Here is a 6284-nt window from a genome sequence, read left to right as displayed (position 1 = left end):
TCGTCAGGGCTGACGCCTGACGCCTGACGCCTGACCGTCGGGTGGGGGCGGCGGGGCCGCAAGGTCTCGCCGCTTCCCTCCGGGGGGAGGGGTGTTGGAGGGGGCCGGGTGCGCGTGATGCGTGTCCGGCCCTGATGCGTTGCCGCGGGTGGGGGCTGCTCGCCCTGGACCCCCCTGTGCCTGGCGGTCCCGCCGAAGTTGCCGGGGATGCGGACGCCATTGGGGCCGATAATCGATTGCGCTGTCACCCATCAGTGCTATTCTTTAAGTGTCAAGGCATTGACGTCCGGGGAATCACCACCCTGGCACCGCGTACCAGGCGAGGAGGGGCACAGCTCATGAACCGCACAGCAAAGCTGATCATGCGTCCGTTGGCACGGTCGGACCGGGACGCGGTGCTGAACCTGATCAACGCTGACCGGCTCCCCGGCCAGCCCCGCGCAACCGCCGCAGATCTGACGGACGCCCTCAAGGGCCGATCCCGTCATGACGCCGAGTGGTGGAAGGCATTGGACGCGCCGGTGACGGTGGTGGCGGTTGAGGGTGGGGCCGTGGTGGGCGTGGTGTCGTTCGCGGTACGTCGGAAGGATGACACGGGTTTGATCTTGTGGTTGCACTGCCGGGAGCGGGAAGAAGTGGCGGCGGCGCTGGTGGCGTATGCGGTTGACGCGCTCGCCGGGCGCGCGCGCCTGGAGGCGTTCCAGTTCGCCTCAGCGCTGGGCTTGGGCCTGGAGGGCCTGCCGGTTCGGCACCGCCCGGCAACCCATGCGGCACTGCTGCGCGCGGGCTTCCGGGGTGATGACCTGTGGTCGTACATGCGGGCCGACCTTCCGCTGAACATCCCCGGTGTGCCGGGGGTGCGATCCAAGAGGGCCGGGGACGGTTGGGAATTGACGTTGTCGGAGGGCGGCCGTCAGGTGGCAGAGGCGAGCGTGAGCGCGCCGGAACAGGGCATCGGCGTTCTGCGGTGGCTTGAGGCGCACGTGACGGGGCGCGGGTTCGGTCGCGCGATGCTCGGTTCGGCGGCGGCCGTGCTGGCGAAGCAGGGGGCGCGGGAGATGATCCTTTACGTTGACGACGACAACCCCCGCGAGCGGTCACGGGTGGCGGCCAAGGGGCTGTATCGGTCGGCGGGGTTCGTGGAGGTTGACCGCCTGTTCTCTTACGTGCGGTGAGTGGGGGGCCGCGCGGGGGCGGCGTCCTCCAGCCGCACGGGGGTGGGCATGGCATGGCATGGCTGGGGCGGGGGCGTGGGGTGACGATCCGCGCCGCCCCGCACCCCCTCCACCTGGCGCCCCTGGTGACGGGTGTGGCTAGGGGGTTGGATTCGCTGAAGTGATTTGCTATGATTGAGATGTCAGGTTACCAAGGGATGTCGCCTCACCAGCGACGAGAGAGGCGGGCCGCGTGGCTAGCGACGAGCCGAAAGTGTCCGACATCGTGACCGAGCTGCTGAAGCTTCCCGGTTGGAGCAAGGGCGAGCAGCCCGACACGGTGGTCAAAGACTCCGTGACCTATCACGTGAAGCTTGATTTTCACCAGTGGTACGGCTACGAGTTCTGGCAGTTCGACCGATGGGTGAACTACCGCGCCGAGAAGGTCACTTACGTGGACTCGACCCATCTGTACGGGCTGAAGAAGATGGGGCGGGGCACGACCTCGGCCGAGGCCGCTGCCTTGTGGTTCGCGGAACAGGCCGGGTAGGTCGATCAGGACGGCGGCGGTCTGCTCTGGCCCCGCCCCTGTGCGTCCGCGTGGTGCTGCGGATGCCTGAGCGGGCGGATCAGGCGGGTAGCGGGTGGGCTCCAGGAGCCCACCCGCGCCGCATCCTGCGCTGCCGGATGGCCTCCAGCAGTCGCCGCCCCTCGGCGGCCGGAGCCGCGGACACGGATGCGGCCGGTGGGCTGACGTCGCATCGCCCGCACCGCGCCCCCTCCGCCTCCCGGGCCAGCGGCATACGGCAGTCGGCGCACTCGCCCAACGGACGTACGGCGGGCCGGGGCTGGGGCATCTTGCGTTCCAACCGGTTGGCGATGAACCGCGCGGGCGCGTGCACCCGCGCCGGAAGCCCGGCGGTGAGCGCGTGGTGCAGCTCGGCGGATGTGGCCCCGTTGGCGAGCCACTGGGCGGCCAGCGGCGCCACGGCGAGGACTTCACCGGGACTGAGCCGCAATCGCGGCTCCGCGCGCCCCACCCGGTGCAGCACGGCCGCCGTGGGCCCCGCGTCACTCCCCGCGCCGCTTCCTTCGCCCTCCAATCCTGGCGGATCCGTGGCGGGTTGGGGTGGGTGGTTCTTTCCCTTGGTTCTTTCCCCCTTGGGGGAGCGGCCGACGGCCTGAGCCCCCGGCCCACCGGCGTCCGGAGACTGGTCATTCGGCACATCGGTGACGGTCACTTCGGTGTGCCATAGGCCGGTGTCGGGGTCCTGCATGCGGGTGCGCGTGAGGTAGCCCTCGCGCTCCAGCTCCGAGAAGGCTTTCCGGACCCTCAGACGGCCCTCTGAGACCTTCTCGGCAAGCGTGTGGATGGTTTCCCGCGTCCCATCGGGCAGGGACAGCAGACGGGCCAGCAGGCCCACGGCGGTCAGCGACAGGCGGGGATGCCGGGCGATTGCGTTCGGGATGACCGTGAAGGCGTGGGTGTGCGCGGTGTGCCGAATGTGCATCGGTGTTGGGTCCTTCGGGGATGGGGATTCTCGGGTGGGTGGAGGCCATCGGCGCAGGTCATGAAGGCTGGCGGCGGTGGACGGTGTTGGTATCGGCCATCTTGTGGCTTGATCACGATTTGCACTGACGTCAACGCGTTGTGATTGCTATCTTTTAGATGTCACTTCACCAGTGGCAACACCATCACCGCGTTGAGGAGAGACATGACCAGCACGAACAGCCGCCAGAAGATCAAGTGCCAGGACCCCGACGGCTGCAACGAGCGCGCGGGACAGTTCCCGCTGAAGGTCGACGGCAAGATGCTCATGCTCTGCCCGCGCCACCTGGCCAAGCGCCAGAAGTAGCGCCCACCGGGCCCGGGAGGCATCCGCTCCCGGGCCCGGCCCGACGCTCAACGAGCACGCACAGGGGTGCCCCCGCCAGGAGGGGTCACCCCTGACGCACACAACGGGCACGCACACGGCGGCAGGCCCGGAGACTCCAACGGATCCCCGCACCCGTCGAACTCCTCGCGCGGCGCGACCTCCCGCCGCTCCCCGGTCACCGAGTCGACCCGGTACACCCGGAGCGTCATCCGCCCGCGCTGACGACTAGGCACCACCCACCACCCCCGATCCGGCGCCATGCGCACCGGCCGCCAGGTGAGCGCGCATTCCCCGACGCGCGGCATCCGCCGCCGTCCCGTCACCCCGCGCCCGCGCCGCCCGCCCGGCCGCCGCAAACTCCCGGCACGTCCCGCACCCCCGACACGGCAACCCGGCCGCCTCCGCCGCGCTCACGCGTGCTCCCGGATCCACTCAGCGAGCCGGAACGCCAGGGCAGAGGAGCACCCACCGAGCCGCACCAACGCCGCCCCGTCTATCGCCGGGAAGTCCCCCGACAACGACGGAAGCTTGAACCCCGCCACCTCCAACGCATCCGCCAACGACCGCGCCGCGGCGTCCCCCTCCTTCAGCGCCTCATCAAACCGCCGGTACCGCATCCGCACCGACACCCCGGGGACGTCATCCATCCCGCGCTCTGAACCGCTAGATTCCTTCACGTCAACGCTCCTTCATGTTCGGCGTTGGCCACGCCCCGGGGTCGTTCCAGCGGCCGCCGGGGCTTGTCTTGATGATAGGTCTACTGAAGTCTACCGCGGTCATCTGCGGTCGCGCAGCATACTGCAATGTCCTACGGTCCACGGTGTGGATCTTGATAGAACTCGGCCGCTCTGGCGCCAGATCGCGGCGGCCATCGAAGAGCGGATTGCTGACGGGACGTACGAGGTGGGGGACCCGGTCCCCTCCGTTGTGGGTCTCTCGGCAGAGTTCGGAGTTGCTGCGTCGACTGCGCAGAAGGCGCTGCTATCGCTCAAGGAGCGCGGGATCATCCGCGCTGAGGTGGGCATCGGGTCCTTTGTGGCTGATCCGGCGGATCGAGACCCGGAGCGTTAGGTTCGGGCCTGTGAACTCCTGGTGTGGCCTTGATGCCGACATGGACAAGGTATGGGAGGACTTCGAGCCGCCGACGGGCACTGTTGCTCAGTACCTCCTCGGCGAGATCCGCGTTCTGGCGAACCCTGTTCTCCTTCACGATCTGATCGGTCGTGACATTGAGCACCAGCTCTATCAGGGGCCGGTCGAGGCATGGCGTGAACGAGGTATCGATCTAAGCCCGGACGGCAAGCCGCGCCCGGACGTGGCCTTTCTGGATCCTGAGCGTATTGACGCCGAGTGGCGCGATGTCCCCGCGTCCGTGCTCCTGGGTGTGGCTGAGGTGGTTTCCCCGTCGTCCGCGGCGATGGACTACCGCGACAAGACGAAGGCGTACGCCCGCCACAAGATCGCTGTCTATCTGATCGCGGACCCCCGTGACGGCACGTGGACCGTGATGGAACTGGTGGAGTCGGCCGACGGCCCGATGTACATCGCCAAGACCAAAGGTCGGTTCGGTGACCCGATCGACCTGAAGCTTGGTGGAACGCCGGTGCAGGTCGAGACGGCCGCTTGGCACCAGTACCCCGAGCACAGCTAAACCGCGCCAGGCCGACCCCTCTCCCCGGCGCCTTGGTTGACGGGGATGGCGGGGCGTTCCTAGCGGGGCTCAACATACATGGGTGCTACTATTGACATGACAGCTCACCACTGTGCTCCCACCAGGAGAGGTCACCGCCATGCCGAGCAATCAACGCGAAACCCTTGATTCACTGGCTCAACTGGCCGCACGCCTCAGCGGCGGGCATTCGGTCGCCCCGGTCGTCCACCGTGACGATTACATCGAGCTGCCCGACGTCGTCACCTTCACCGGGCCTGACGCGCTGTCGAGTGCAGCCGCGTTCTACGTGGGCGTCATCGAGTCGTATCGAGAGAACGGCGCCAGTGTTCCCAAGGACCTCAACACCACCATGGAGGCTCTGATGACGGATCACCTCGGCTGGTTCGTCGGCGGCAGCAAGTACGGCGACGACATCCGAAACCAAGTCTGACAGTCCGTCACGATCAGTGTGGCGTGCGGGTATGTGCCTGCTGCGTGTCCACACGCCACACCTGGCCCGATTGGGCCCATTGCGGTCGAGTCCGAGCGTGAGGGGCCCAGTGGCGCGACCGTCCCGCGCCGGTCTGGCCGCACCTATGCCCGGCGTGTCTGTGCCGGGGTGTCAGGTGGCGGAACGCCGGAGGGGCGAGGCGGGGCGCTCTGGCCCCGCCTCGCCCCTCCGGATGCGCTCTTACTTCTCGGTATAGGTGTGGAAGCCGTCGGGCTGCTGGATCTTGACCTCGTGCTTGCCGTTGTTGACGGTGTGGGTGATCGCCTCGGTGGGGTTGGTCGCACCGAGGTCGTCCACCTCGCCAAGGGTGACGTCGGCGTAGGTGATGCGCTTGTCCTCCAGCACCTTGCCGTTGTCGACGGGAGTGAAGGTGTGGGTGCACATGGCGTTTGCGTCGGCCATTGGTAACGCCTCTTTCGGTGTTGGGCGCGGCTGGTGAGGCTGCGCCGGAGTTAACCTGACGCCTTAATAATATCGCTTGAGTGATGATTGCGCCACCCTTTCCGACCCTCTTTGAGGGGGATCGATTGCCGGATCTGACGCGCGTGGCAAAGAGGGTGTCGGTTGGGTCCTGCGCCGCCTCGGGACGCCGAGGCGGCCCGGTGAATCCGGCCGGGGTGGTGGTGTGGTTGCGAGGGTCGGTGGAGGAATGGGAGATGGCCGACGGCTTGCGGGGCCGTGGGGAAGGTGACGCCGCATGCCATCTTGCCACCTATCGTCTATACGATATCTGACTGGACATCAGTTATGGAGTAGACCAATATGGGTGTACTTAGACAGGCTGATGAGGTATCATTTCTTACAGAGGGTTCAAGCTTGACGAAGGCTGGCGCGGAGCGTCAGCCGCCCCGGGTAAGTGTGATCAGGTACCGCCAGCAGGCGACCACCGCACCCGTCAAGAGTCTGACCTTACTTCAAATCTCGCTTTGACCAGCAAGTTTGCAGAGCGTCAGGCATGGCTTATAGCCAGCTAGCGCGGTTCTCGGAGGCGCGGAGCGCCGGAGGAACCGCGTACGCCCCCGGAGGGGGCGGTATCCCCGGCGCGCGTTAGCGCGCCATCGCTTACGCCGCGTAGCGGCGTGCGCGGTGTC

At 67.4% G+C, this 6284-nt stretch carries 9 protein-coding genes; 6 read left to right on the top strand and 3 right to left on the bottom strand.

The genetic code is table 11. The annotated features are described in order from the left end of the window. Positions 1-338: 338 nt before the first annotated feature. Both BIV57_RS16235 and BIV57_RS16230 read left to right on the top strand, forming a co-directional pair. Complete coding sequence (locus BIV57_RS16235; RefSeq protein WP_071657538.1) at positions 339-1175, top strand: GNAT family N-acetyltransferase; 837 nt, start codon at positions 339-341, stop codon at positions 1173-1175. A gap of 232 nt (positions 1176-1407) precedes the next feature. Next, on the top strand, positions 1408-1704 hold the full coding sequence (locus BIV57_RS16230) for a hypothetical protein (RefSeq protein ID WP_139275697.1): 297 nt from the start codon (positions 1408-1410) through the stop codon (positions 1702-1704). Positions 1705-1783: 79 nt separating this feature from the next. Here BIV57_RS16230 and BIV57_RS16225 read toward each other — a convergent pair whose 3' ends face one another. After that, positions 1784-2665 carry a helix-turn-helix domain-containing protein gene (locus tag BIV57_RS16225; protein ID WP_071657536.1) on the bottom strand — a complete coding sequence of 294 codons (882 nt, stop codon included), beginning with the start codon at positions 2663-2665 and terminating at the stop codon, positions 1784-1786. Positions 2666-2869: 204 nt separating this feature from the next. On the opposite strand from BIV57_RS16225, the gene BIV57_RS25250 reads away from it, so the two are divergent. Beyond that, positions 2870-3010 carry a hypothetical protein gene (locus BIV57_RS25250; RefSeq protein WP_175548776.1) on the top strand — a complete coding sequence of 47 codons (141 nt, stop codon included), beginning with the start codon at positions 2870-2872 and terminating at the stop codon, positions 3008-3010. A gap of 431 nt (positions 3011-3441) precedes the next feature. Here BIV57_RS25250 and BIV57_RS16220 read toward each other — a convergent pair whose 3' ends face one another. Further along, a complete protein-coding gene (locus tag BIV57_RS16220; protein ID WP_245797724.1) occupies positions 3442-3708 on the bottom strand; it encodes a hypothetical protein in 267 nt (88 codons plus the stop codon). Between the two features lie 145 nt (positions 3709-3853). Here BIV57_RS16220 and BIV57_RS16215 point away from each other — a divergent pair, with 145 nt between their 5' ends. From BIV57_RS16215 to BIV57_RS16205, 3 genes are all read left to right on the top strand, one after another. Next, on the top strand, positions 3854-4102 hold the full coding sequence (locus BIV57_RS16215; RefSeq protein ID WP_071657535.1) for a GntR family transcriptional regulator: 249 nt from the start codon (positions 3854-3856) through the stop codon (positions 4100-4102). A 40-nt stretch (positions 4103-4142) separates the two neighbouring features. Further along, positions 4143-4682, top strand: a complete 540-nt coding sequence (locus BIV57_RS16210; RefSeq protein ID WP_071657534.1) for a Uma2 family endonuclease — start codon at positions 4143-4145, stop codon at positions 4680-4682. A 139-nt stretch (positions 4683-4821) separates the two neighbouring features. Next, entirely contained in the window at positions 4822-5133 is a 312-nt protein-coding gene (locus tag BIV57_RS16205) for a hypothetical protein (RefSeq protein WP_071657533.1), read from the top strand. A gap of 240 nt (positions 5134-5373) precedes the next feature. Here BIV57_RS16205 and BIV57_RS16200 read toward each other — a convergent pair whose 3' ends face one another. Next, complete coding sequence (locus BIV57_RS16200) at positions 5374-5595, bottom strand: hypothetical protein (RefSeq protein ID WP_071657532.1); 222 nt, start codon at positions 5593-5595, stop codon at positions 5374-5376. Positions 5596-6284 lie beyond the last annotated feature (689 nt).

Source organism: Mangrovactinospora gilvigrisea (assembly GCF_001879105.1).
Taxonomy (GTDB): Bacteria; Actinomycetota; Actinomycetes; order Streptomycetales; family Streptomycetaceae; genus Mangrovactinospora; species Mangrovactinospora gilvigrisea.
Note: the sequence above shows the minus strand (reverse complement) of the source record. Positions and strands in the feature narration are given on the sequence as shown.

Excerpts from the sequence above, each read along its gene's own strand:
- BIV57_RS16210 (WP_071657534.1), top strand. The coding sequence starts at position 4,143 with ATGGACAAGGTATGGGAGGACTTCGAGCCGCCGACGGGCACTGTTGCT.
- BIV57_RS16200 (WP_071657532.1), bottom strand. The coding sequence starts at position 5,595 with ATGGCCGACGCAAACGCCATGTGCACCCACACCTTCACTCCCGTCGAC.
- BIV57_RS25250 (WP_175548776.1), top strand. The coding sequence starts at position 2,870 with ATGACCAGCACGAACAGCCGCCAGAAGATCAAGTGCCAGGACCCCGAC.
- BIV57_RS16225 (WP_071657536.1), bottom strand. The coding sequence starts at position 2,665 with ATGCACATTCGGCACACCGCGCACACCCACGCCTTCACGGTCATCCCG.
- BIV57_RS16235 (WP_071657538.1), top strand. The coding sequence starts at position 339 with ATGAACCGCACAGCAAAGCTGATCATGCGTCCGTTGGCACGGTCGGAC.
- BIV57_RS16205 (WP_071657533.1), top strand. The coding sequence starts at position 4,822 with ATGCCGAGCAATCAACGCGAAACCCTTGATTCACTGGCTCAACTGGCC.